The organism is Pseudomonas sp. Colony2 (assembly GCF_019382755.1).
In the GTDB taxonomy this organism is placed as follows: domain Bacteria; phylum Pseudomonadota; class Gammaproteobacteria; order Pseudomonadales; family Pseudomonadaceae; genus Aquipseudomonas.
On sequence record NZ_CP080030.1, the window covers coordinates 3357837 to 3358296 of the forward strand.

Genomic DNA, 460 nt, shown 5'->3' on the forward strand with positions numbered 1-460 from the left:
ATCCAAGGCTTCCAATAGTCCCTAAGTAAAACGACCATTCCGTGACATTGATCGTGTTGCCTCTAGCCCTTAGCCCCTTCCATGCAGCGGTCCCGGTACCCGCTACAGCGGAGGAAGCAGTAATGTGGTTGTTAAGCAAGTCGATGTTTTTAACGGCCGCGCTTATCTGGATTCCGGTATTGATGGACGTAATATTGTTGCCGACAAACCTTGCCTGTGGTGTTTGCCAGTCAATACCAATTGAGCCTCCGCTGATGCTATTTCCTTCAATCAGGGGGGGCTGTGTCGCTGTATTGAGCTGGGACCTAATACCGATGGCATTTATGGACAGCAACTTCAGGATGTTATTCGAAATGATAATTTGGCCGTCGTGTGTAAAGCCCGTGACCGAGCCGACGCTTATCGCGACAGTGAACGAGCCTTGCAAGCTATTGGAAGATGCAATCAGTCTGTCAGTGCC

1 protein-coding gene is annotated in these 460 nt (G+C 50.0%); it reads right to left on the reverse strand.

Features of this window, described 5'->3' with window-relative positions; all coding sequences use genetic code 11:
* On the reverse strand, positions 1-460 hold a 460-nt coding region (locus JV201_RS30190), incomplete at both ends, for a hypothetical protein (protein ID WP_219407055.1).